We start from the raw sequence: 21,442 nt of genomic DNA, 5'->3' as shown, positions 1-21,442 counted from the left end.
AGGTCATCGCCGGCAACCTCCAGCTCCTGCAGCGCGACGTGGTGGGCAATGAGCGCGCCCTGAGCCGCCTCCAGACCGCCACCCGCGCCGTGGACCGGGGCGCCAAGCTCGCCTCCCAGCTGCTCTCCTTCGCGCGCCGCCAGCCGCTCCAGCCGCTCGTCGTCAACGTGAACAAGGTGGTGCGCGGCATGGATGACCTGCTGCGCCGCACGCTGGGAGAGGAGGTGGAGCTGGTGACCTCCACCTCCAATGACCTGTGGAACACGGCCCTGGATCCCAACCAGTTCGAGAACGTCATCATCAACCTGGCCGTCAACGCCCGTGACGCCATGAATGGCACCGGCAAGCTGACGATCGAGGTCGGCAATGCCGTGCTCGATGAGCACTACTGCCGGATGCACCCCGAGGTCCTCCCCGGCCAGTACGTGCTGCTGGCCGTCTCGGACACGGGCAGCGGCATGACGCCGGAGGTGATGGAGCGGGCCTTCGAGCCGTTCTTCACCACCAAGCCCGAGGGCCGCGGCACGGGCCTGGGCCTGAGCATGGTGTACGGCTTCGTCAAGCAGAGCGGCGGTCACCTCAAGCTCTACAGCGAGCTGGGGCATGGCACGACCATCAAGCTCTACATGCCCCGCGCGGTGGAGGCCGAGTCGGTGGACGCCAAGGTCGACGCCGGCCCCATCGAGGGAGGCACGGAGACCATCCTGGTGGTGGAGGACGACGCCGAGGTGCGGACCACGGTGGTGGAGATGGTGAGCGAGCTGGGCTACCGCGTGCTCAAGGCCGTGGACGCGCAGAGCGCGCTGGTGATCCTCGAGAGCGGCGTCCCCATCGAGCTGCTGTTCACGGACGTGGTGATGCCCGGTCCGGTGCGCAGCCCCGAGCTGGCCCGGCAGGCCAAGGCGCTGCACCCGGACATCGAGGTGCTCTTCACCTCGGGCTACACGGAGAACGCCATCGTCCATGGCGGACGGCTGGACGCGGGAGTGCAGTTGCTGAGCAAGCCCTACAGCCGGGAGGAGCTGGCCCGCAAGCTGCGGCAGCTGCTCAACGGCCGGCAGCAGCGGCTCGCCGTCCGTGCGCCGCCCCGGGTGGAGTCGGCGCCCGCCCCGTCCGCGCGTCCCCCCGCGCCCGCCGCGTCACGCCGGTTGCGCGTGCTGCTGGTGGAGGATGACGAGGACGTGCGCTCGTCGGCGAGCGAGCTGATGGATCTGCTCGGGCACGAGGTGCTGGCGGTCACCAGCGCCGAGGAGGCCCGGGGCGCCATGGCCGCCAGTGGCTTCGATGTGCTGTTCACCGACGTGTCGCTGCCAGGGGCGTCGGGAGTGGATCTGGCGCGGGAGGTGGCGGACCGGAAGACGGGGATGAAGGTCATCCTCGCCTCGGGCCATGGGAACGTGGCGCTCCCCCGGGGCGAGGCGCCGCTGGAGGGCGTGGTGGTGCTGCCCAAGCCCTACTCGCTGCCTCAAATCCAGGAGGCGCTGGAGCAGGCCGTCGCCCTGCCCTGAGGGCCTTCGTCCGTCGAGGAAGTGGTCCGGAGGCGCGGAGGCGCCTCCGGACATTCCTCCGGAGAGCTGGCCGAGCTATCAGGCAAGCGCCCGAAGGCTCGGATGATGCTGGAGGACTCGGGCAGGGACCCCTCGGGGCGAGTCCATGGCCCCTCGGTACAGTTTTTGTGGGCGTGAGAGGTCCCCACCGTGGGGGCATGTCTTATTCCATCCACCTGCCTGAGCATCTGTTGACCTTGATGGAGTCGTTGCCCTGGCGCACCTGCGCGTCCATCCATCTGATGCTCGAGCGGGTCGCGGAGCTGGCGGCGCTCTGGCCACCGGCGGACTGGAGGTGGAAGCAGTTCGCCTACCAGGATGACCAGGGGATGCGCTTCTACGTGCATGGCTGCTGCGTGCGGTTCTGCCTGGAACCGGAGGCGCGGTGTGTCGTGGTGCGTGATTTCGGCCGTGTTCTTGTCCGACTGCCATCCGAACGCCTCGACTCCGAAACAGGCTCCGAGGCTTCTCCCGCGCAACAGTGAGCGCCCCCACGGTCGCGGTGGCAGTGCGGTGTTCTCCACACGCCGACAGGGCTCGGCAATCCCCGAAGGGAGAGGCATGAAAGCCGTCGCGGTATTTCCGAAGGAGCGGGTGCTGCGCGTCATCGACGACGTGCCGGAGCCACGCATCGAGAAGCCCACGCAGGTCCGGGTGCGCACGCTCGAGGTGGGCCTGTGCGGGACGGATCAGGAGATCGCCCGGTTCCAGTACGGCACGCCGCCCGAGGGGGCGAAGTACCTCATCCTCGGCCACGAGGCGCTCGGCGAGGTGGTGGAGGTGGGAGAAGGGGTGAAGGGCCTGGAGCCGGGAGACCTCGTGGTGCCGCGCGTGCGCAGGCCGTGCCCACGGGCGGAGTGCCGTCCCTGCCGTGAGGGCCGCCCGGACTTCTGCCTCAGCGGCGCGTACACCGAGCGCGGCATCCAGAAGGCGCACGGCTTCATGGCCGAGCAGTTCGTGGAGGAGGTGGCCTGGCTGCACCGCGTGCCCAAGGGCCTGCGCAAGGTGGCCGTCCTCACTGAGCCCCTCACCATCGGCGAGAAGGCGCTCCAGGAGCTCGAGCACATCCAGGCGCGGCTGCCCTGGGGACGCGAGGGGAAGACGCCGCTGCACGCGGTGGTGCTGGGCGCGGGGCCGGTGGGCCTGCTGGGCGCGATGGCGCTGCGGCGCGCGGGCTTCGCCACCACCGTGTACTCGTACTCGCGTCCGCCGGACGAGCGCAGCGCCCTGGTGGACATGGTGGGCGGCCGCTACCTCTCCTCCCAGGATGTCGCTCCGGGCGACCTGGAAGCCCGGGCCGGAGCGGTGGATGCCGTGTACGAGGCGACGGGCGCCTCGAAGTTCTCCTTCGACGTCCTCGGCGCCCTGGGGCCCAACGGCATCTTCATCTTCACCGGTGTGCCCGGCCGCAAGGAGCCGTTGCAGCTGGAGGGCGGCACGCTGATGAAGTCGCTCGTGCTCAAGAACCAGGTGGTGCTCGGCACCGTCAACGCCGGCCCCGACGCCTTCGAGGCCGCGCTCACCGACCTGCAGGCGTTCACCGAGCGCTGGCCCGGGGCGCTCGAGCGCCTCATCACCACACGCTACCCGCTCGAGGCCGTACCCGAGGCGCTGGCCGGGAAGAGCGACGGCATCAAGCGCATCGTCCACTTTGGCTGAAGAGAGAGAGGGTGCTCCGACCATGTCCCACGCCACGCCCTGGCTGGATGTCTCCATCCCCCTGTCCTCCGCGATGCCCTATTACCCGGGAGACCCGTCCCCGGAGATCAAACGCGTGCAGTTGCTCGAGGAGGGCGCGGACGCCAACGTCACCCACCTGTCCTTGAGCGCGCACGCGGGCACCCACGTGGATGCGCCCGTGCACTTCTTCTCGGGGCGAGCGGGCATCGACGCGCTGCCGCTCGACGCCACCATGGGCCGCGCGCGCGTCGTGCACCTGCCGGGGGAGGGGCCGGTGCGCGCGGACGCCTTGCGGGCGCATGACCCGCGGCCCGGGGAGCGGCTCCTCTTGCGCACGCGCAACTCCGATCGGCGCTGGTGGGAGCTGCCCTTCCAGGAGTCCTTCGTCGGGCTGAACCCGGAGGCCGCGGCCTTCCTCGCCGAGCGCCGCGTGGGGTGCGTGGGCGTGGATTACCTCTCGGTGGCGGGCTTCCACGAGGACAGCCCCGCGGTGCACCGCACGCTGCTCGACGCGGGCATCTGGATCGTCGAGGGGCTCTACCTCGGCGAAGCGGCCCCGGGAGACTACGAGCTGGTGTGCCTGCCCTTGCGCCTCACGGGCGCGGACGGCGCCCCGGCGCGTGCGCTCCTGCGCCCGTGGACCCGGGGATAGCCGAGGGTGCGCTCGCCGGAATCTGACCATCACAAGCGAGCCACTCCCTGCGCAGGGGGCTCAGAGTGCAACCAGATCGTTCACGATGGCGGCGAGGCTGGGATTGGAGCCAACCACGGCAGCACGGAGGGTCTCGTCCCTGGCGATCCGGTCCAGGAACTGCTTGCCGTCCGTGGCCTTGCTGTATGCGCGCTTCTTGCCGGTTTGGAGGAAGCGCTGTGCGACGGCCTCGGCTGCTCTCCGCTCGGCGTAGACGTCGGCAACGGCCTGGCCAAGGCCGAGTTTGTCCACGACAGGCAGGATGAGGGACTCACGCTCCCAGATGAGCACATGCGCGTGGAAGCCGCTTCGGATGCGCCGCCACTGCTCGTCGGTCTGCCCCGCTTTCGCGAGCGACTCCAGCTTCTTCCCGATGGAGTCCATGAAGGGGGGAAGGGAGTGCTCATATGGAGGCTGCGGAGCTTGGACGCCGAGTTGCTCCAGCTTCCACGCATTGCGCGCATCTATGACGTAGAGCACGTGGTCGAAGCGCGGAGAATAACGGAAACGGAACAGGTCGTACTTTCCACACTGCTTGAGCAGCTCGGCATTGCCGTTGACCGTCCCGCGAATCCTGGAGAACTCCAGGGGCTCCATCCCTTTCAGCATGCGCTGATGCGCTACCTCCACCTTGATGAGGCTCTCCAAGCCTCCGCCGGTCTTGTCCTCGGTGATGATGTGGACGCTCGTCACGGCGTGGGGCCCCACCCTTCGAGCTCGGAGCGCATCTCTCGGAGGCTGAAGCTCCTGAGCCATTCCTTGAGCGCGTCGGCTTCTGGCCGCAGCAGCCTGGATGCGTCACCCTCCCGTTTGGCCACGACAATGCACTCGGGGGCGTCATCCAGCAGACCGATGAGGGTGTCGGACTGGGTGGTGAAGAGGATGGGCTGGCGAACGGAAAGAGACCGTGCCGCACCGATCAGGCGCATCATCGCCTCGGGGTGCAGGTGCTGTTCGGGTTCCTCCACCGCGATGAGGGCGCTGCCCGGCTGAAAGAGCGCGCAGAGCGTGGCCAGGAAGGCCAGGGTTCCATCGGACAACTCGGCCGCATCGAAGTCGTTGCCGCTCGTGTCATCCCAGCGCAGTTGCACCATGCCCCGGCTCACCGCGGGCAGGCGCAGCGCCTTGAGGCTCGGGAAGGCCAGTCGCGCGACCTCCACGAAGTCCGTCCAATCCTCCGGGCGTTCTTCCCGCATGGAGAAGAGCGCGGCCGAGAGGTTGTTGCCTGTGCGAGCCAGCCGGGTGCCGGGCTCGAGCCGGGATGGCTGCCGCATGGACACCGCCTCCGGGTCAGCCCAGGCCGCGCCAGTGCGGAAGTAGGGATGCACCATGATGGCGGCCAGCGAGGACTGGACCTGGCGTACGGCGGGGAGCGTCACCGAGCCGAGCTGCGCGAGGAGTGTCTCCCGGCCGTTGGGGGGAGCGAGTGGCGCACCCGCGACCCTGGCCTGTGCTCCTGTCCTGATGAGGATGGGCACCCATGCGTCCTGGGACTGCTCGGCCAGTTCCTCGCGCGTGATGGTGAAGTCATAGGAGCCCACCGGGCCACACTCGAGGAGGTAGCGAAGCCGCTGGCCGGTGTCTGCTTCCAGCTCGGCCTCGAGGTGTACGGGGGCGCCTGCCTCCCCACGGGACAGGATGGAGCCGAGTCCGCCTCGGCGCCGGGTCAGCGCATCCGTCAGGTCACCGCGCGCCGCGTCCGAGAGGAGCTGGAGGGCGTCGAGCACGGAGCTCTTTCCGCTCTGGTTCGGTCCGACGATGACCGTGAAGGGCGGCTCGAAGCGCAGCTCCGCCGAGCGCAGGAGTCGGAAGGAGCCGATGCGGAGCGCGGTGAGTCGCATCCCGGCGACAGTCTCCTGGAGTGGTGCGGCGGGCGGATGCACGATGGGCGGTGGGACGAAGGGCGATTGCTCCCGAGGGACGCTCTCGCGCAGGGAAATGGCGGGAGCACGCGAGAGGTAGAGGTTCACTGCCTGGGGTTGGGTGCCCTCGGCATCGACGGTCGTGCGATACGTAGTCCCATGGGGATTCGCGCCTGGCGTGGCCTTCCAGCGCAGGCTGCTGGCATCGAGCTTCCAGTCCGTCTGTGTGCCCTCGATGTTGAGGATGAAGCGCGAGGTATCCAATCCCTCCAGGCCCACCACCGAGATGCGCAGGCGCCCTGCTTCCCTCGCGGCCTGGAGTTCACTCACGGGCCAGGGCGCGACGAGCAGCAGCCGCGAGGAGTTCCAGCCCCCCGCCTCCATGCCCGTGTAGGCCTTGATGAGCCGGATGAGCGAGGCATGGGCGTAGTTGGAATCCGCGGCGATCTGCGCGTCCAGGAGGTCCCGGGGAGGTAGCAGGCGGAGGTCGGCCAGATACGCTTCGGCATAGGTTCCACTCCCATGCTCCCGCTTGTCGCTCCGCGTGTAGCGCCAGGCGTCGTGTATCGGTTGGGGGCTCGGGCTTTCGGTCTTCTTGAAATGGACAGGGGGGTCCATGAAGGGGGCACCGAGCTCGTTCGACTCCAGCTTGACGAGGAGGGAACCCAACTCCGCGAGCGGCCGGAGGGACTGCACCGCGCAGAGCGGACCGGCTCGCAGGAAGGGCAGCGCGGGTGTCTCGGGCCGTGAGCGCTCCAGCGAGGCACTCAGCGCCACCACTACTCGGGATGCTTCATGGACCACCAGCCCGAGCCGGAAGACATCGAAGCCCGCCACTTCGGCGATCTGCTCCGCAGCATCGAGGAACAAGCGCAGGTTGTGCTGTACAGGGAGCGGGCGGCCTGGGTCCATGCGGCGCGGATGCTAGCACCGCAGGGGACGCAGCCCCTGGCTGATGTCCTGGTTCTGGTGGGAAGCCGCCAGATGGGTGATTGAAGGTGGGGCTTGCTCAGGCCACCGAGGGCACGGGCTTCACCTTCACGTCCGCCCTCGGTGCGCCCAGCGCGAGCCCCGCCGCGCTCAACCGCACCAGCACCACCCACACCGCGTCCGCCAGCAGCAGGTGCACGAGCTGCATCCACACCGGCGCCAGCAGCACCAGGTTCACCACCCCCGCCGCCAGTTGCAGCGCGTACAGCACGCTCAGCAGCCTCGCGGACTTGCGCACCGCGGGCGAGGGCCGCAGCCGCGCCACTGTCGTCGCGGAGAACACCACCAGCGCTCCCACCCCCACCGCCAGCACCGGGTGCAGCACCCGCAGCCGCAGCAGCACGTGCGCCGTGGGCGAGACGTCCTGGCTCCACCCCTCGGCGAGGCTCGACGCCGGGAAGAGCGTGTCCCCCAGCGCGGCGATGGCCCCGCTCACCCCGAGCACCAGCACGCCCACGAGGCTCCCCGCCACCAGCCACCCCGTCAGCCCCTGCCGCCGCAGCACCACCCGCTCCCGGCCCTCCGCCCACCAGCACGTGAGCGCCATCGCGCCCACCAGCAGGAACGTGTTGATGAGGTGCGCCGCCATCCAGAAGGCCCGCGCGGTGGAGGGGTTGTCCGCCACCATCTTGAAGAGCACCAGCCCCGCGCCCACCGCCGCCTCCGTCAGCATGAAGAAGAGCGAGGCCCCCGCCGCCTTGCGCACCGGGTGGCCCTGGGCGTGCGCCCGCAGCCCCCACACGCACAGCACCACCGCCAGTACCATCGCCAGCCCGCTCGTCAGCCGGTGCGTGTACTCGATGAGCGTCTGCAGGCTCGGCGTGCGCGGCACCACCTCGCCATTGCACACCGGCCAGTGGTCTCCGCACCCGGCGCCCGAGCCCGTGGCGCGCACGTACGCGCCCCACAGCACCACGGCCAGCGTGTAGAGGAGGGTGAACCAACTGAAGACGCGGTAGGAGCGGGAGGACACGGAGGAGTTCATCGGCGGTCAGGTCCCCGGTTGGGCCAGGGGCACGGGTGGCTCCTCCCTAACGCACTTTGCCCCCGGCCGCCGCCCCCGCGTGCCGTTGCCTCCGGCCGCCTGCTTCCCTTCCTCCCGCCTGCCTCGTCGGTGTGCTTCCTTCCGTATCCACCCAGGTCCCTGGATACCCCCGCCGCGCGTTGGATGGGCCGCTGGAAATGCCCGCCTGCTCTCGGGAGCGCCTGGGAGGGGGGCTTGGATGATTTCCAATCGGCTCCCCAGGGCCCGAAAGCGTTGGCACGCCGACTGCTAGGTGTTGGTCCGGTAACGACTTCGAGTTCGGACGCTTCGGTGTCCGAAGCGCTTCGTGGGTCGGGGATCCCCCCAACTCGACCCACGAGCGCATCTTTTCGCAGGTGTCGTTGTAGGTACGCACCGCGGGTCGGGTTCGCCCCCTGTCCTGGCCCGCGGTGTTCTTGCTTCCTCGGCGCGCGGCTCCGGGCTCAGCCCGTGATGCGCAGCCGGGTCGCCCCCAGCACCTCCGGCAGCGAGCCAAAGGCGAGCGAGCGCTCGATGACGTTGCGCAGCTCGCGCACGTTGCCCGGCCAGGAGTGCGCGACGAGCGCGGCCATCGCATCCGGCCCGAGCCTCGGAGGCTCCTGGCCCTCGGGGGTGAGCTGGTTGACGAAGTGGCGCGCCAGGGCGAGCACGTCCTCGGGCCGCTCGCGCAGCGGGGGCACCCGCACCGGCACCACCTGCAGCCGGTAGTAGAGGTCCTCGCGGAAGCGGCCCTCGCGCACCAGTTGCCCCAGGTCCCGGTGCGTGGCGGCGATGACGCGCACGTCCACCAGCGCGGGCCGCGTCTCGCCCAGGGGGAAGATTTCGCCGTTCTCCAGGAAGCGCAGCAGCTTGGGCTGCACCTCGAGCGGCAGCTCGCCAATCTCGTCCAGGAAGAGCGTGCCCCCGTGGGCGGCGCGGATGACGCCCGGGTGGTCCGTGGCCGCGCCCGTGTAGGCGCCGCGCCGGTGGCCGAAGAGCTGGCCCTCGAAGAGCTCGCGCGGCACCGCGGCGCAGTTGAAGGCCACGTAGGGCCTGTCCGCCCGCGAGGACAACCGGTGGAGCGCGCGCGCCACCACCTCCTTGCCGCTGCCGGACTCGCCGGTGACGATGACGGTGGCGCGCGAGGCGCTCAGTCCCGCCAGCTCCGTCTTCAGCCGCCGCATGGCGGGCGAGGCGGCGATGAAGCCGGGCACCTCGGGGGCGCCCTCGGGCTCGCGCGTGGGGAGCGCCGCCTGGGCGAAGCCGCGCAGCACGGCCACCTCCAGCGCGAAGCCCGCCAGGCGCGCCAGCGCGGTGAGCAGCGCCCGTCCGTCCGCGGGCAGGGGCCCGGCCACGCCCAGGCGCAGCCGACGGCCACACCCGTCGCCAAACTCCACCCATTCGCTGGCGGGCACGCCGTCCTGGCCCAGCAGCGGTGTGGCGTGGCCCTGCGAGTCCAACTCCTCCAGGCGCGGGGAGCGGCCGGGGAAGAGGCCCTCCAGCACCGCCACCAGCTCGCGCTGGATGAGGGGGGCGCCCATGCCGCGCACGGCGAGCCGCTCGAAGGGCACCAGCAGCGACTCGGCGCCCAGCCGGGGCGTGGCGTCCGAGGGCACGGCCTCCCGTGCCCGCGGCTGGAGGTGCTCGGGGCCGAAGTCCGGGGGCGGGGAGATGCCGTGGCGGCGCAGCTCCTCCTCACTCTGGAGGAGCCACGACTCGGCGCCGGGCTCGCCAAAGGCGCGCATCACCAGGGCGAGCGTGCGGCGGGTGAGGGCGGTCTCGGTGACATCTCCGGCCAGGGTGAAGGTGGCCAGCGAGGCCTCCAGCTTCTCGCGCGCCTCGGGCGAGCGGCCCTCGCGCGCGAGCAGCACGCCCTCGTGGCGGTGGAGCAGCGCGGTGCTCCAGGCGGAGGGGAGCTGCTCCAGCATGGCACGGGCCCGCCGCAGCGCCGCGCGAGCCTCGGGAAGCTGGTTGGCCGCGGCACGCGCGCCCACCTCGGCGATGATGCAGTCGCGCCGCAGGTAGGGCCAGCCGCCCACCTCCAGGACGCGGGCATGGGCGGTGGCGAAGCCCTCCGCGGCCCGTTGGGCGTGGCCCTCGGCCCAGTCCGCGAGCGCCTCCACCCAGCACCCGTAGATGCGGGTGAGGGCCTGTTGAATGGGCCCGGCGTAGCCCGAGAGCCGGGCCGCCAGCTGGTGCATGTCCGCGTAACGGCCAGTGAGGTAGAGGAAGCGGGCGCGCTGCACCGTCAGGTGGTGCGGCGTCCAGCTCAGCGCCTCCACCACCGCCTCGCCCTCGTCCAGCACCGTCTCGGCCTCGGCGAAGCGGGCCAGCCGCAGCAGGGCGTCCGCTTCGGCGCGCGCGGCGAAGATGAAGGAGAAGCCCCGCGCCATCCTCCCGCCCCAGGCCGCCTCCCGGCCGCGGCGCACCAGCGCGAGCGCCTCGTCGGGCTCGCACGCCTCGTCCAGCCGGCGCTGCGCGAGGAAGGCGAGGCTGCGCGCCTCGAGGAAGGCATAGCCCACGCGTTCCGCCTCCCGCGCCTGCTCCCGGAAGCGACGGGTGGCCAGCGAGGACTCGCCGCGGATGGCGGTCTCGTGGGCGATGCCGTCCCCGGCCAGCAGCCGCAGCGTGGGGTCCACCACCCCGGCGAGCGACTCCTCCAGGCGCCCCTGCTGGCGGGAGATGAGCTCGGGGGCGCCCTGGTAGAAGGCAGCGGCCACCTCCGCCATGCGCAGCATGCAGTGTGCCTCCGCATTCGCGAAGGGGGCCTTGCGCAGCAGCGCCTCGGCGCGTGCCACGTGGACGTTCACCTTGCCCGCGTCGAAGATCCGGCCGTCCGGCGAGGCGAAGAGGTTGGCGGCCACCACGTGCACGTACAGCTCGGTGGACTCGGGCAGCAGGCCCGCCTCGGCCTCGGCCAGGTGGGGCAGCAGCAGGGTGAAGGCGCGCCGCACGTCCTCGAAGCCCCAGCGGTACACGTAGGCCAGGCCCACCGAGGCCATGGCACGCGCCTCCTGGGAGCGCAGGGCGCCCGAGGCCAGCAGTGCCATCAGGGTGTCCTCGGCGGCACGCCACTGCGCCCGGTGCAGGAGCGACAGGCAGGCGGAGAACTGGGCCCGCTCCTCGCGCGAGGCCTCGGGGCGGAACCCGCTCCCGCCCCGCTGGGCGGGAGGAGGGGACAGGAGCGGTGGCCCGCCCTCGGCGAGCTGGCGCAGCGCCCGCACCACCCGGCCCCTCGGTCGGCGGGCCTGCGGGGCGGCTGGCGGTAGCTCCCAGCGGTACACGGTGAGGGGCGTCACCCCGAGCTGCCGGGCGAAGGCCGCGCGGCTGAGCTCTCCCCGTAGCGCGCGAATCGCCTCCGGTCCGAAACCCTCTGCTCCAGTCATCGCCACCCGCGTCTTCCCCCTTGCGCCCCCCGTCACCCACGCTGTCTTCACCGCGTCTCAGGCGCTGAAGGGCGAACTCTCTGGGGCTGCGAACAAGTGAGCGGGGCTCCTCCATCCCCGGGGCAGGTTTCCAGTGGGCAAAGGCTCCTCCCGTCGGCTGGTGGAAGCGCGGATTTCGTGGGATGGAACGGTCGTCATGGCCCCGCCACCGCCGCCCGAGACCCCGCTCCAGAAGCACCTGCGCCGCATGATGGAGGCCCTCGCCGAGGGCCAGCGGCACCATGCGCAGTGGAAGGAGCGGTGGGAGCGCCAGCACGCCCAGGAGATGGAGCAGTGGGCGCGTCAGTTCGGCCAGGAGATGGAGCAGTGGGGGCAGCACTTCGGCCAGGACATGCAGCAGTGGGCGCGGCACCTGGGGCGCAGGCATCGCCGCAGGTGGGAGAAGCAGCTGCGGCGTCAGGCCTGGCGGGACGCGCGGCGCGCCATGAAGCAGCAGCGGCGCCACGAGGAGGCCAACCCATTCATGGGGTGGGTGTTCGCCCTGGCGGCGGTGGTGATGGTGGGCATGGCCGTCATGCGCCGGGAGCTGTGGTGGCTCGTCTTCGTGGCGCTCGGCATGGGCTCGGCGGCGGCGGGCATCCTGGGCCACGCCCGGAAGGTGGAGCGGCTGGGGGCGGGGGAGGGCGCGGGCTCGCGGGAGGACGCCCGGCACGAGGCGCCCGAGAAGAAGCCCGAGGCGCCTCGGAAGGTGGAGGAGGACCCGAGGACGGCACGCGTGGACGCGCTGTGCGACAAGCTGCTGGCGGAGCTGCGCGCGGGGCCGGGGGTGCTGCGGGACGTGGTGCACCAGCCGGAGCAGACGGTGGAGGGGCTGCGCAAGAGCTGCCACGAGCTGGCGCGGCGGGAGCGGGAGCTGCGCGCGCTCTCCTCGCCCGAGGACGAGCACCGGCTGGAGGAGGAGCGCGCGCGGGTGGTGGCGCGGGTGGAGTCCGAGCGCGACGCGGTGGTGAAGGAGCGGCTGGAGGGAGCGCTGCGGCTGTTGGACGAGCAGCGCCGGCAGCGCGCGGAGCTGGCGACGGCGGCCTCGCGGCTGGAGGCCGAGCACATGCGCCTCTCCTACACGCTGGAGAACCTCTATACGCAGGTGCTGCGGGTGCGCTCAGCGGACGCGGCGAGCGCGGACGTGGCGGGGGTGGGGCTGCGCCGCAGCGTGGAGCAGCTCGGCCAGGAGATGGACGCGGTGGCCGAGGCCCTGGAGGAGGTGCACCGCGACGGCGCGCCTCCGACGCGGGTGCCTACTCGTTAGCCTGGGCCTGCGTCCTCTGGGGCGTGGTGCCCTGGGCGGCCACCAGGCGCACCGTCTTGATGTTGAGGAACTCGAGCAGGCCGTGGCGCGCCAGCTCGCGCCCGTGGCCCGAGGCCTTCACCCCGCCGAAGGGCAGGCGCGTGTCGCTGGCCACCATGCCGTTGACGAACACCGAGCCGGCCTCCAGCCCGTCGATGAAGAGGCGCTGCTCGGCCTCGTCGCGCGTCCACACCGAGGCGCCCAGCCCATAGGGCGAGTCATTGGCGATGCGCAGCGCGTCCCTCGCGTCCTTCGCGCGGAAGAGGACGGCCACCGGGCCGAACATCTCCTCGGTGTAGGCGGGTGAGCCCGGGGGCGGGTTGGCCAGCACGGTGGGCGGGTACCAGAAGCCGGGCCCGGGTGGCTTGAGGCCTCCCAGCAGCAGCTTCGCCCCCGCGGCCACGCTGCGCTCCACCTGCTCGTGCAGCCCGCCGCGGATGCCCTCGGTGGCCAGCGGCCCCACCTCCGTCTTCGGGTCCGCCGGGTCTCCCACCACCGCGCGGCGCATGCGCTCGACGAAGCGGCGCTCGAACTCGGCGTAGAGGGGCTCGGGGGCGATGAAGCGCTTGGCGGCGATGCAGGACTGGCCATTGTTGATGAGGCGGGCCTTCACCGCCGTCTCCACCGCCGCGTCCAGGTCCGCGCTCGGCAGCACCACGAAGGGGTCGCTCCCGCCCAGCTCCAGCACCACCTTCTTGAGCTGCTGGCCCGAGCGCTGCGCCACGTCCCGCCCCGCGCCCTCGCTGCCCGTGAGCGTCACCGCCTTGACGCGCGGATCCTCGATGAGCCGGCGCACCCCCTGCACGTCCACCAGCAGCGTCTGGAAGGCCCCCTCGGGGAAGCCCGCGCGCAGGAAGAGCTCCTCGAGCGCCAGCGCACACTGGGGCACGTTGTGCGCGTGCTTGAGCAGCCCCACGTTGCCGGCCATCAGCGCCGGGGCGGCGAAGCGCACCACCTGCCAGAAGGGGAAGTTCCACGGCATGATGGCCAGCACCGGCCCGAGCGGCTGGTAGCGCACGAAGCTCGTGTCCGGCGGGGTGTCCACCGGCTCGTCCGCCAGGAAGCGCTCGGCGTGCTCCGCGTAGTAGTGGCAGGCCGTGGCGCACTTGCGGGCCTCGGCGCGCGCGGCCTCCAGCGGCTTGCCCATCTCCTCCATCATCATCCGCCCGTAGCGCTCCGCCTCGCCCTCCAGCAGCTCCCCCGCCCGGCGCATCCACCCGGCGCGCTCGGCGAAGGAGGTGTGGCGGAAGGTGCGGAACGTCTCCTCGGCCCGCCGCAGCCGCGCCTCCACCTCGTCCAGCGGGTGGGCCTCGAAGGTGCGCAGCGTCCTGCCGGTGGTGGGGTCGATGGTGGCGAAGGCCATGGGCTTCCTCCCGGGCGCCGAGTGTGGGCCCGGCGGTTGGGGGCCACAAGAAGCCCCCGGGGCCGCCGTTCACGCCCTCACGCCCTCCAGGACGGGAGGGTCATGGCTGACGGGGGGGTCAGGGCGTACTTACCCACGGGGAGAGCCTGCCTGTCTCAGAGCGCGAGAATTGCACGATTTCTGATTCATTCTTGAAGCACGAGTTTCACTTTCGACGCAGCTCGTCCGTTCCCTCTGAAAATCAGGCTTTCCTTTGTTCACTATCAACGGCATGTTTCAGCCCTGACGGCATGTCCCAGGGGGCATTCCAATCCTTTCGCGGGCTTGGAGAGTTGGACCGGTTCCTGCTTTCGACCCGTGCCCATTGGGCCGGTGTAACGGCAGAGACGTTGCTTCTCCGGCCCAGAAGAACCCTTCGCGAGGACCCCATGCGCTTCCAACTCCGCCACATCGTCCCACTCGCCCTGCTCTGGATGGGATGCGGTGCCGAGACCCCCGTCTCCGAGGCGCTGTCCGCCGAGGCCCAGGAGCTGGTTCAGGAGCAGTCGATGCTCCAGCTGTCCGACACCGAGAGCCTCCTGGGGGGCGCGGCGGAGGCGCACCTGGTGGGCGGCTTCGAGCGCGAGCGGGTGGTCGACGACGTCTACCACTACAGCGTGAAGCTCCAGGTGGGCCCCGACGCCCATGACGTCATCACCCTGCACCGCGTGGTGCGCGAGCGGATGCCCGGGCGTCCGGTCAGCAGCGCCGAGTCCGTGTTCATGCTGCACGGGGACGGGTGGAACTTCACCGGCGCCTTCATGGCGAGCACGCAGACGCAGGCGGTGCCGGTGGACCACTCCATCGCCATCTACCTGGCGCAGCGGGGCGTGGACGTGTGGGGCGTGGACCTGCGGTGGACCCACCTGCCGCTGGAGACGCGGGACTTCTCCTTCATGAAGGGCTGGAACATGGGCATGCACGTGCGCGACGTGGGCACGGGCCTGGCCGTGGCGCGCCGGGTGCGCGCGCTGACGGGGAGCGGCAATGGCCGGATGGACCTGCTGGGCTGGAGCCGCGGCGGCATGCTCGGCTACGCCTACCTGAACGCGGAGACGCAGGTGGCCCCCAGCCAGCGCCACGTGAAGGGCTTCATCCCGGTGGACACGGTGCTGCACTTCGGGCCCCAGGCCGCGCAGCAGCGCGAGTGGGCCTGCACCCGCGCGGCGCTCTCCGAGGCGGCGCTGAAGGCGGGACAGCTCGAGGGCGGCCTGCTCGGGCCGGGCGCCGGCGTGGGCGTGCTGTCGCTGGGCCAGGCGGCCATCGCCCTGCCGGACACGGTGGCCCTGCCGCCGATGCCGCCGCTGCCCTACCGGCAGCTCGCCGTCGCCCTCGGGGCGGCCACCTTCCAGTTCATCTCCGACCCGAAGCACGGCGTCGAGCCGGCGGTGCCCTTCTACCACTTCACCTCCGGCCAGTTCGGCGAGGCGCCGCTGCCCACGGGGCTGCGGTACGTGAAGGAGCGGCAGTTCTTCGACATGCTCGCCTCCGCGCGCCCCTACCAGAGCTTCGAGGAGGTGGTGGAGGGCGAGCAGCTCCTGTGCGGCCAGAAGGACCTGCCGTATGACGACCACCTGGGCGAGGTGAAGGTGCCGGTGCTGTACGTGGGGGCCGCGGGCGGCTTCGGCGAGTACGGCCTGCACTCGACGAAGCTGCTGGGCAGCCGGGACGTGAGCGTCCACATGGTGCGCCGCGAGTCGTCCGCCGCGCGCCTCGCCGACTACGGCCACGCGGACCTCTTCCTGGCCAGCGACGCGGACAAGGCCGTCTGGGCCCCCATCCTCAAGTGGATGAAGCGTCACTGAGCGCGAAGCGCGAGGGCGTTGCCGTCGCCCTCCCACCGGGCCTCGCACGGACGCGGGGCCCGGTTTTTTTTTGGGCGCCTTCCCCGGTTGGGGAGGTTCCGGTCCTTTCCCGACTCCTTAGATTGAGCGCCTGTATTCTGGGATTTTCCCGGAAGGAGGGCCCCCAATGGTCGACAACATCTGGACCGAGTTCGCCAGGAGCTATGACGCCATCTGCTCCCAGCTCAATTGCTACCGGCGCATGGCCGCGAAGATTCACCGGGACACCGAGGGACGCCGCTACATCATCGACGCCGGGTGCGGCACGGGGCTGGTGAGCCAGCCGCTCGTCGCGCGGGGGCACACGGTGGTGGGCTTCGACAACAACCCGGCGATGCTCGGGCTGGCGCGGCGCCGGCACGAGGAGGCGAGCGAGGAGGCGCGGCGGCGCTGGAAGGTGCTGGAGGGGGACGTGCGCTCCTTCCCCGCGGAGGTGCCGGGCGAGGCGGACGCGGTGCTGCTCAACAACGTCCTCTTCTACGTGCCCGAGCCGGAGGAGGTGCTGCGCCAGGCCCACGCGCACCTCAAGCCGGGCGGTGTGCTCATCGCCACGGGCCCGCGCAAGCGGCCGGATCTGCGCAAGGTGATGGTGAATTCCATCGAGGAGTGGAAGGCCGAGGGCCGCTGGGACGAGGCGCTCCAGGCCGCCACCACCTACCACGTGGACGTGACGCGCCGGCTCGTGACGGACCCCAACGAGATGGTGACCTTCTTCGAGACGGACGCGCTCGTGGACACGCTGCGGCGGGTGGGCTTCTCCCAGGCCCTCGCGGCCGACAGCGACGACTACTACGGCGAGAACTACTACGTCTGCATGGCGCGGTAGTGCCCCACCCCCCGCGCCCGGGGCCGTGCCTCCGCTTAGAGGACGAGCCCCAGGCTGCGGGCGTCGTGGATGATCTTCAGCCCGTCCGTCTTGAGCCGGTGGGTGAGGAAGGGGGCGATGGTGTCCCCGTGCTTGTGCAGGCGCGCGTAGTTGTTGTCGTAGATGCGCGTCACGATGAGCTGCGCGGAGGCGATGATGCGCTGCAGGTTGTGCTGCAGCTCGTTGCCCTCCATGACGAGGTGGAGCTCGCAGATGTACTTGCGGTGGTCCTCCAGCATCTTGAAGAGGTTCTTGCGCTGATCGCTGTTGGGCACCCGCGCCTTGGGGGCGGTGGTGACGACGCAGACGAGCTGCTGCCGGTAGGCCTCGTAGGACTCCCGGAAGCGCGTGGTCACGGTCTGGAGCTCCAGCGGGCTGGGCGGCTGCTCCCAGCGGATGAAGAAGACCTTGTTGATGAGACCCGTCCTGAAGTTCGGGGCGGACGCGACATTTGTAGCAGTAGCGAACATGGGGACCGTCACTCCCAAAGCGGGCCGAGGGTGGGTGCTCGGAGAGGTTATTCCGAGCCACTGACGTGCCCGGACCAGCACACAAGATGGTGCCTGAAAGCTGGTGATGGGCGCCTGTCCTCCCAAGTCCCGCCTCCCGCCGTCTGCACGGGAGCGTACAGATGGGGGAGGACAGCGTCGGGGAGCGCACGCATGGGGGGGCTCGAGGGGGCACAGCCGCCGACATCCCGGCCCGGGGTGGGCTCCCCGACGACGGGGGAGCGCTTAGTGTGAGGGGATGCGACTCGCCGATCTGCGGGAGCGCGTCCCCAGGGTGATGGGGGCGGATGGCATCGTCCTGCTGGCCACGCTGCTGACCCTGCTCACGGTGGGACTGGGCTTCATCGCGCTGTCGGACGAGGTGCGGGAGCAGGACACCCAGCACCTCGACGAGCGCGTGCTGCTGTCGCTGCGGCGGGCGGACAGCCCCCAGGTGCCGATCGGCCCCCCGTGGCTCGCCGAGGTGGCCCGGGACGTGACGGCGCTGGGCAGCGTGTCGGTGCTGACCCTGGCGGTGGGCGCGGTGGGCGGCTTCCTCGTGCTGGTGCGGCGCTGGCGGACGCTGGCGCTGGTGGTGGGCTCCACGGTGGGGGGCGCGCTGGTGAACTCGCTGCTCAAGAGCCTGTTCGCCCGGCCGAGGCCCACGGTGGTGCCGCACCTCACCGGGGTGCTGACGGAGAGCTTCCCCAGCGGGCACGCGATGCTGTCGGCCATCGTCTACCTGACGCTGGGCGCGTTGCTGGCACAGCTCACCGAGCGGCGGAGGCTCAAGGCGTACCTGATGGGCGTGGCGCTGCTGCTCACGCTGCTCATCGGGCTGACGCGCGTGTACCTCGGGGTGCACTACCCGACGGACGTGGTGGGCGGGTGGATGGCGGGGCTCGCGTGGGCGCTGCTGACGGCGTTGGTGGCGCGTGGGGTCAAGCGGCACAGCCCCGCGCTGCGCGAGGAGTCGCGAGGGCGGACGGCGCCGCCCTGAGCGCTCAGGAGGTGGAGAAGAGGGGCCCGTGGGGGCGGGAGGGCAGGCGCATGCAGAAGGCCACGCCCTTGGGGTGGTTGTCCTCCACCCAGAGCCACCCGCCGTGGGCCTGCACGGCGCGGCGACAGAAGGCGAGCGCCAGCCGGTTGCCGCCCTCGGCGCGGCCGGTGGTGGGGGTGTGCTCGGGCAGGTGGGCGTCGAAGAGGTGCGCGCGCGCGGCGGCGGGAATGGCGGGGCCCTCGTCGCGCACCCGCAGCTCCAGCAGTCCCGGCTCGGGGTTGGAGGCCTCGAGCGTCACGCGGCTGCTGCCCAGCGCGGTGTACTGGAAGGAGTTGTCCAGCAGGTTGATGAGGGTGCGGCGCAGCAGCTCGCGGTCGCCGGTGAGGAGCGGCTCCACCAGCTTCACGCTCTGGGTGAAGCGGCGCGGAGAGCCCACCAGGCGCTGCTGGAAGTCGCGCGTCACCTCGGAGAGCAGCAGGGAGACGTCGAACTGCGCCGGGTTGAGGGTGAAGGAGGCCTCGTCGCTGCTCGCGTCCAGCAGGTTGAGGACCGTGCGCTGGAGCCCGTCCACGGTGTCGCGGATCTCCCGCGTGGCGCGCTGCACCTCGTCCGGCAGGTGCGGGCGGTAGAGCGTGAAGGTGGCGTTGGTGAGGATGCTGGCCAGGGGTGTCTTGAAGTCGCGCATCACCCGCTGCATCAGCGCGTCCTTCTGGTGCTGCACGCTGGCCAGGGTGTCGCGCTGCGAGCGCAGCTCCGCCTCGCGCCGCTCCAGCTCGCGCACCCGCAGCCGCAGCAGGAGCTGGGCCTCCACCTGCCGCCCGAGCACGGCCAGCGCGTCCTGTTGCTCCGGCGTGAGGTGGCGCGGCTTGTGGTCGATGACGCACAGGGTGCCCATGTTGAGGCCGCTCGCGCCCTTGATGGGAATGCCGGCGTAGAAGCGCACGTGGGGCCCGCCGGTGACGAGCGGGTTGTCATGGAAGCGCTCGTCGTTGTGAGAATCCTCCACGACGAAGAGCTGCTCGCCGAGGATGGCATGGGCGCAGAAGGCGAGGTCGCGCGGCGTCTCCGGCGTGTCCAGCCCGACGCGCGACTTGAACCATTGCCGGTAGTGGTCCACCAGGGAGACCAGGGCGATGGGCGTCCCACACAGGTGCGAGGCCAGACGCGTCAGGTCGTCGAAGCCGGCCTCTGGCGTCGTGTCGAGGATTTCGAGGGTGTCGAGCGCCGCGAGGCGGGCGTCCTCCTGCGGATGCGGCGGTGCGGCCTTCATGCGTCGTTCTCCAGGAGGGAGACTCCTACCAAGGGTGTCTGGCCACGCAACACTCTAGCTGGGGGCCACATGTTGGGGGGCTCGCCTGGAGGCTCGGGGAGCATCCGGCGGCGTGGATGGCCTTGGCCGGGGTGTGAGGCGGACCGGGCCTTGAGGCCATCAGGACTGCGGCTCGGGGTCCTCCGCTTGCTTCTTCCGCCACTCTTTCAGCCTCTCGACGAGGGAGAAGGGGTGGAAGGCGAGGTGATTGATGTTGCGATGATACGCCGCGAGGTAGGGCTCGCCCCCGAGCTGGATGACGGCCTGAGAAGGCCGCTCGGGCAGGTTGTAGAACCAGGCTCTGGCCTCCTCCCGCGTATCGAAGGTGGCCACCGGCGGCGGAGGAAGACCGTCCCGCATCATCTCTTCGAGGTGGTACTCGATAGACGGGGTGGAGGGCATTCGGCGGAGGTTGCGGTCACGCCAGTAATAAACTGTATGGTATTCGTCCGCGATCAGCACGGAGGCCGTATGAGGCGGCTTGGGGTGGTTTTCAAGCCACGCCTCCGCCTCCTCGCGCGTTGAGAAGGCGGCAATCACCATCTGGGGCCCTTCGGCCCCGAGATCCTTGCGGTAATCCTCGAAGTCATATTGTTGGCCAGTCGTATTGATGAACCTGAGCGCCTCGGCCGCGGCGAGAAGCAGCTCCTTCTCTTCCGGAGATTGAGTCTTCTCTTGAATCAGGCCGAGGAGATTCATCGCCTCGAAAATGAGTTTTCCGATTTCCATATGACGACGTCGCCGTGATGAGGAGTCCGAGCCGGGCTCGTCAGAATGCCAGAAGACCTGCCGGTGCGAGGACAACGAGCCCCGCACCCGCGGAAACCGCGACGAAGACGACTCCCGCGATGACGACAACGCTTCCCACTAGAATCGACTGATGATTGCGCTTCAACCAGTCAAGTGCGTCGTCCACGGCGGAGAACTCCTGGGGGCGGCGACCTTTTAGCTCCTCGCAATCGAGGTAGGGTTGCCTGCATTGCGTGTTGCACCACTCTTCTTTCCCACCCTTTCCGCGTCCCCCGGACGTGGTGTGTCCGAACCCCCGAGGAAGTGGGCGGCTCATGCACATCTTGATGCACTGTCGGTTCTCCTCGTCACAGTCGCGCTGGTAACTCCTCGATACGAGCACGATGCGTCCATACGTCGTCTCAGGGTTGCTGGACTGGAGCCTGTATCCTGAGAGATCGAACTCCTCGGCGCGGCGCCAGTCGTGGGTGACCTGCCCGCTGGGCGACGCCTCGATGATGAGCACGTAGCGGGTGAGTTCGTCGACAGCAGGCGTGGCGGCGTGGCGGGTGGCGCCACACGAGACGAGCAGCACGCAGAGGGTCGAGACCAGGAGCCTCGTTGGATACACACAGGTCTTCATGGGAGCGCGCGCGTGTAGCACGGGGGTCCGTGATAGTCAGGGGCCGTGGACGACCTCGACGCCCGCCGCCGCGAGCAGCACAAGCTGCGCCTCTCCTGGATGCCGTGGCTCTACTTCTCCCTCAAGCCGCGCCACCGGGCCTGGGCCGAGGCCTGGCAGAAGGAGGTCCAGGACCGACTGCGGGAGCTGGAGACGGTGGAGATCGTCGAGGGGTGCTTCATCGCCCCGGAAGCGCGGCTGTTCGCCGAGCCGGGCCGCACCATCCGCATCATCGGTCCCGGGGTGAGCATCGCCGCCCATGCCTTCGTCCATGGGCCGGTGGTGCTGGAGGCCGGGGTGAGCATCAACGCGCGCGTCAGCCTGGATGGCGGAGCGGGAGGCATCCACATCGGCGAGGGCAGCCGCATCGCCACCGGCGCCACCCTCTACGCCTTCGACCATGGGCTCGCGCCGGACCGGCCCGTGCGCTCCCAGCCCGTCACCTCGAGCGGCATCATCCTCGGCAAGGACGTGTGGGTGGGGGCCAACGCCGGCATCACCGACGGGGTGCGCATCGGAGACCATGCCGTGGTGGGCATGGGCGCCGTCGTCACCCGGGACGTGCCCGCCTGGGCCATCGTCGCCGGGGTGCCCGCTCGGGTCATCGGCGACCGCCGCG

At 70.5% G+C, this 21,442-nt stretch carries 18 protein-coding genes; 9 read left to right on the top strand and 9 right to left on the bottom strand.

Annotated elements, in window-relative coordinates; translation table 11 throughout:
* The 4 genes from VF697_RS37845 to VF697_RS37830 form a co-directional block, all read left to right on the top strand.
* Positions 1–1,508 (top strand): response regulator (locus tag VF697_RS37845; RefSeq protein WP_331102841.1); only part of this gene is annotated, 1,508 nt, incomplete at its 5' end.
* Positions 1,509–1,705: 197 nt separating this feature from the next.
* Positions 1,706–2,032, top strand: coding sequence for a hypothetical protein (locus tag VF697_RS37840; RefSeq protein WP_331102840.1), 327 nt, complete (start codon positions 1,706–1,708; stop codon positions 2,030–2,032).
* Between the two features lie 76 nt (positions 2,033–2,108).
* Positions 2,109–3,206 (top strand): glucose 1-dehydrogenase, encoded by a 1,098-nt coding sequence (locus VF697_RS37835; protein ID WP_331102839.1) that lies wholly within the window; start codon positions 2,109–2,111, stop codon positions 3,204–3,206.
* Positions 3,207–3,228: 22 nt separating this feature from the next.
* Positions 3,229–3,879 (top strand): cyclase family protein, encoded by a 651-nt coding sequence (locus VF697_RS37830; protein ID WP_331102838.1) that lies wholly within the window; start codon positions 3,229–3,231, stop codon positions 3,877–3,879.
* Positions 3,880–3,939: 60 nt separating this feature from the next.
* Here VF697_RS37830 and VF697_RS37825 read toward each other — a convergent pair whose 3' ends face one another.
* The 4 genes from VF697_RS37825 to VF697_RS37810 form a co-directional block, all read right to left on the bottom strand.
* On the bottom strand, positions 3,940–4,611 hold the full coding sequence (locus tag VF697_RS37825) for a hypothetical protein (protein ID WP_331102837.1): 672 nt from the start codon (positions 4,609–4,611) through the stop codon (positions 3,940–3,942).
* Positions 4,608–6,650: an AAA family ATPase gene (locus VF697_RS37820; protein WP_331102836.1), complete on the bottom strand. Its 2,043-nt coding sequence runs from the start codon at positions 6,648–6,650 to the stop codon at positions 4,608–4,610. Before VF697_RS37820 ends, VF697_RS37825 begins: the two co-directional genes overlap by 4 nt.
* Positions 6,651–6,789: 139 nt before the next feature.
* The gene (locus tag VF697_RS37815) at positions 6,790–7,755 is read right to left on the bottom strand and encodes a COX15/CtaA family protein (protein WP_331102835.1); all 966 of its coding nucleotides are present in this window, start codon (positions 7,753–7,755) and stop codon (positions 6,790–6,792) included.
* Between the two features lie 482 nt (positions 7,756–8,237).
* Positions 8,238–11,159, bottom strand: a complete 2,922-nt coding sequence (locus VF697_RS37810; protein WP_331102834.1) for a sigma-54 dependent transcriptional regulator — start codon at positions 11,157–11,159, stop codon at positions 8,238–8,240.
* Positions 11,160–11,355: 196 nt separating this feature from the next.
* Here VF697_RS37810 and VF697_RS37805 point away from each other — a divergent pair, with 196 nt between their 5' ends.
* Positions 11,356–12,465, top strand: coding sequence for a hypothetical protein (locus VF697_RS37805; RefSeq protein WP_331102833.1), 1,110 nt, complete (start codon positions 11,356–11,358; stop codon positions 12,463–12,465).
* Here VF697_RS37805 and VF697_RS37800 read toward each other — a convergent pair.
* Entirely contained in the window at positions 12,455–13,867 is a 1,413-nt protein-coding gene (locus tag VF697_RS37800; protein WP_331102832.1) for an NAD-dependent succinate-semialdehyde dehydrogenase, read from the bottom strand. The two genes, VF697_RS37805 and VF697_RS37800, sit on opposite strands and share 11 nt — an antisense overlap.
* Positions 13,868–14,295: 428 nt before the next feature.
* Between VF697_RS37800 and VF697_RS37795 the strand changes: the two genes are divergently transcribed.
* Both VF697_RS37795 and VF697_RS37790 read left to right on the top strand, forming a co-directional pair.
* Positions 14,296–15,711, top strand: a complete 1,416-nt coding sequence (locus VF697_RS37795; RefSeq protein WP_331102831.1) for a hypothetical protein — start codon at positions 14,296–14,298, stop codon at positions 15,709–15,711.
* 166 nt (positions 15,712–15,877) lie between these two features.
* The gene (locus tag VF697_RS37790; RefSeq protein WP_331102830.1) at positions 15,878–16,576 is read left to right on the top strand and encodes a class I SAM-dependent methyltransferase; all 699 of its coding nucleotides are present in this window, start codon (positions 15,878–15,880) and stop codon (positions 16,574–16,576) included.
* Between the two features lie 35 nt (positions 16,577–16,611).
* Here the strand turns inward: VF697_RS37790 and VF697_RS37785 are convergent, their stop codons facing one another.
* Positions 16,612–17,085 carry a DofA protein gene (locus VF697_RS37785; protein ID WP_331102829.1) on the bottom strand — a complete coding sequence of 158 codons (474 nt, stop codon included), beginning with the start codon at positions 17,083–17,085 and terminating at the stop codon, positions 16,612–16,614.
* 316 nt (positions 17,086–17,401) lie between these two features.
* On the opposite strand from VF697_RS37785, the gene VF697_RS37780 reads away from it, so the two are divergent.
* Positions 17,402–18,103, top strand: a complete 702-nt coding sequence (locus VF697_RS37780; protein ID WP_331102843.1) for a phosphatase PAP2 family protein — start codon at positions 17,402–17,404, stop codon at positions 18,101–18,103.
* A gap of 4 nt (positions 18,104–18,107) precedes the next feature.
* Here the strand turns inward: VF697_RS37780 and VF697_RS37775 are convergent, their stop codons facing one another.
* From VF697_RS37775 to VF697_RS37765, 3 genes are all read right to left on the bottom strand, one after another.
* Positions 18,108–19,373, bottom strand: a complete 1,266-nt coding sequence (locus VF697_RS37775; protein WP_331102828.1) for a GAF domain-containing sensor histidine kinase — start codon at positions 19,371–19,373, stop codon at positions 18,108–18,110.
* A 159-nt stretch (positions 19,374–19,532) separates the two neighbouring features.
* Positions 19,533–20,141, bottom strand: coding sequence for a head protein (locus VF697_RS37770; protein WP_331102827.1), 609 nt, complete (start codon positions 20,139–20,141; stop codon positions 19,533–19,535).
* A gap of 40 nt (positions 20,142–20,181) precedes the next feature.
* Positions 20,182–20,784: a hypothetical protein gene (locus tag VF697_RS37765; protein WP_331102826.1), complete on the bottom strand. Its 603-nt coding sequence runs from the start codon at positions 20,782–20,784 to the stop codon at positions 20,182–20,184.
* Positions 20,785–20,883: 99 nt separating this feature from the next.
* On the opposite strand from VF697_RS37765, the gene VF697_RS37760 reads away from it, so the two are divergent.
* On the top strand, positions 20,884–21,442 hold a 559-nt coding region (locus VF697_RS37760), incomplete at its 3' end, for an acyltransferase (protein WP_331102842.1).

Origin of the sequence: Archangium sp. (assembly GCF_036388035.1) — a bacterium.
Taxonomy (GTDB): domain Bacteria; phylum Myxococcota; class Myxococcia; order Myxococcales; family Myxococcaceae; genus Archangium.
Note: the sequence above shows the minus strand (reverse complement) of the source record. Positions and strands in the feature narration are given on the sequence as shown.

Excerpts from the sequence above, each read along its gene's own strand:
- VF697_RS37840 (WP_331102840.1), top strand. The coding sequence starts at position 1,706 with ATGTCTTATTCCATCCACCTGCCTGAGCATCTGTTGACCTTGATGGAG.
- VF697_RS37835 (WP_331102839.1), top strand. The coding sequence starts at position 2,109 with ATGAAAGCCGTCGCGGTATTTCCGAAGGAGCGGGTGCTGCGCGTCATC.
- VF697_RS37830 (WP_331102838.1), top strand. The coding sequence starts at position 3,229 with ATGTCCCACGCCACGCCCTGGCTGGATGTCTCCATCCCCCTGTCCTCC.
- VF697_RS37815 (WP_331102835.1), bottom strand. The coding sequence starts at position 7,755 with ATGAACTCCTCCGTGTCCTCCCGCTCCTACCGCGTCTTCAGTTGGTTC.
- VF697_RS37810 (WP_331102834.1), bottom strand. The coding sequence starts at position 11,159 with ATGACTGGAGCAGAGGGTTTCGGACCGGAGGCGATTCGCGCGCTACGG.
- VF697_RS37805 (WP_331102833.1), top strand. The coding sequence starts at position 11,356 with ATGGCCCCGCCACCGCCGCCCGAGACCCCGCTCCAGAAGCACCTGCGC.
- VF697_RS37800 (WP_331102832.1), bottom strand. The coding sequence starts at position 13,867 with ATGGCCTTCGCCACCATCGACCCCACCACCGGCAGGACGCTGCGCACC.
- VF697_RS37795 (WP_331102831.1), top strand. The coding sequence starts at position 14,296 with ATGCGCTTCCAACTCCGCCACATCGTCCCACTCGCCCTGCTCTGGATG.
- VF697_RS37790 (WP_331102830.1), top strand. The coding sequence starts at position 15,878 with ATGGTCGACAACATCTGGACCGAGTTCGCCAGGAGCTATGACGCCATC.
- VF697_RS37785 (WP_331102829.1), bottom strand. The coding sequence starts at position 17,085 with ATGTTCGCTACTGCTACAAATGTCGCGTCCGCCCCGAACTTCAGGACG.
- VF697_RS37780 (WP_331102843.1), top strand. The coding sequence starts at position 17,402 with ATGGGGGCGGATGGCATCGTCCTGCTGGCCACGCTGCTGACCCTGCTC.
- VF697_RS37775 (WP_331102828.1), bottom strand. The coding sequence starts at position 19,373 with ATGAAGGCCGCACCGCCGCATCCGCAGGAGGACGCCCGCCTCGCGGCG.
- VF697_RS37770 (WP_331102827.1), bottom strand. The coding sequence starts at position 20,141 with ATGGAAATCGGAAAACTCATTTTCGAGGCGATGAATCTCCTCGGCCTG.
- VF697_RS37765 (WP_331102826.1), bottom strand. The coding sequence starts at position 20,784 with ATGAAGACCTGTGTGTATCCAACGAGGCTCCTGGTCTCGACCCTCTGC.